This is a genomic window from Chitinophaga sp., assembly GCF_035564935.1.
Taxonomy (GTDB): domain Bacteria; phylum Bacteroidota; class Bacteroidia; order Chitinophagales; family Chitinophagaceae; genus Chitinophaga.
This window is the reverse complement of the sequence record NZ_DATMTE010000664.1, coordinates 1-1,564: the sequence shown is the minus strand read 5'-3', so window position 1 is coordinate 1,564 and position 1,564 is coordinate 1. Positions and strand designations below refer to the sequence as shown.

At 47.1% G+C, this 1,564-nt stretch carries 2 protein-coding genes; both read right to left on the bottom strand.

Features of this window, described 5'->3' with window-relative positions:
* Positions 1-804: AraC family transcriptional regulator (locus tag VN105_RS17095; protein WP_325642743.1), on the bottom strand; the 804-nt coding region annotated here is incomplete at its 3' end.
* 55 nt (positions 805-859) lie between these two features.
* On the bottom strand, positions 860-1,564 hold a 705-nt coding region (locus tag VN105_RS17090; protein ID WP_325642742.1), incomplete at its 5' end, for an alpha/beta hydrolase.

Below are 1,564 nucleotides of genomic sequence, written 5' to 3'. Positions count from 1 at the left end.
GTGATTTGTTGTGGATAATTGCGTTTTCGCATGTTCAATCAGCCTGTCCTGCAGATAGTGTTGCGTGCTTTTCCCGGTTAATGACTTCAGTAAGCCGCTCAGGTACCCTGCAGAAACATTTAAGGAGGAGGCCACCTCCTTAACGGTCGGTATTCCTTCTGCAGATAGCGCCTCACTCTTTAAATAACCATCCAGTAAGGCTTCAAGGCGGTCAAGGATCGAATGACCCGATTTTTTGCGGGTAATGAACTGCCGCTGATAAAACCTGTCGGCATAGGTCAGAAGCAACTCCAGCTGCGCAATGATCACCGGATCACTGAATTTGTCAATGTTATTCCGGGATTCCTGCATGATGTTTTCTATAATGCCAAGAATAGCCTTTTCCTCCTTATCAGAGAGGAAAAGCGCTTCACTGACCGAATAGCCAAAATAATCGTATTGCCTGATCTTCTTTGCAAGCGTGGTTTTCCACAGAAAATCGGGATGGATGAGCAGTACCCAACCTGAGCGGTTGATGATTTCCGCTTCTTCAGGCTCCACTTCAAATACCTGACCGGGTGCCATGAAAAATAAGATACCTTCTTCGAAATCTCCGGGCTGCTGTCCATATTTCATATGACCCTTAAAATTCCTGTCGATAAGGATGGAATAAAAGTCGAACATGAAACCCATGCTGGCTTTGCAAGGCAGCTGTATGGAGTTGTAATCAATAACACTGATCAGTGGATGTTCCGGCCTGGGAAGCCCCATCACCTTATGGTATTCACTGATGGTTTTTATCCGGTGGATAATCCTGTTTTCCATACCCTAAGTTACTTATAAATGTTTAACGATGTCCGCGTGCAAATTCCTGAAACCGTTACTCATGCGCCATCTCTTCCAGTTTTTTTGCCAGATTTTCCGGTTGCTCGCGCATTGAATAGTGTCCGCCTTCAAGCATATAGATCTTCCATTTCCTTGCCCTGGCTTTTTCTATTCCCATTTTATCGTGACCGGGACTTCCCTTGCCGTTTTTTGTCATCTGGAGAAATGCTGCCGGAATCTTTTTAGCCATTGGGTTGCTGATTTGCAGCGGCTCGGTAAAGGTATTCAGTGGCTGTGGTACATCCATAGGCGGAACAGACTTTGTGGCGCCGAAAGGATAGCGTACCATGCCGTCCCTGATATTGCCCCTGGTCATTGGTTCCCACAGGCTGCCACAAACATCTTTTGCGCTTTCCCCGTTGTCGGGTACCATCGCATCCAGGTAGATCAATTGTTTGATGCGGTCAGGCACCTGTTCAGCCACACCTGAAATGACCATGCCCCCATAACTATGACCTACAAGGATGATGTTGTGCAGGCCCTCGAACCTGATCACATTCAGTATGTCATTGATGTAGGTGGTCAGGTTGATACCCGGGTTGGAAAGATGTACCCTTTCCCCAAGGCCGGTAAGTGTAGGCCGGTAAACAATGTTGCCATGCGCACTTAAAATGGAATCCACTTTTGCGTAATCCCAGCCACCGTCCCATGCACCGGGAACAAAAAGAAAGGTATGGGCATGATCTTGTTGTCCGTATGC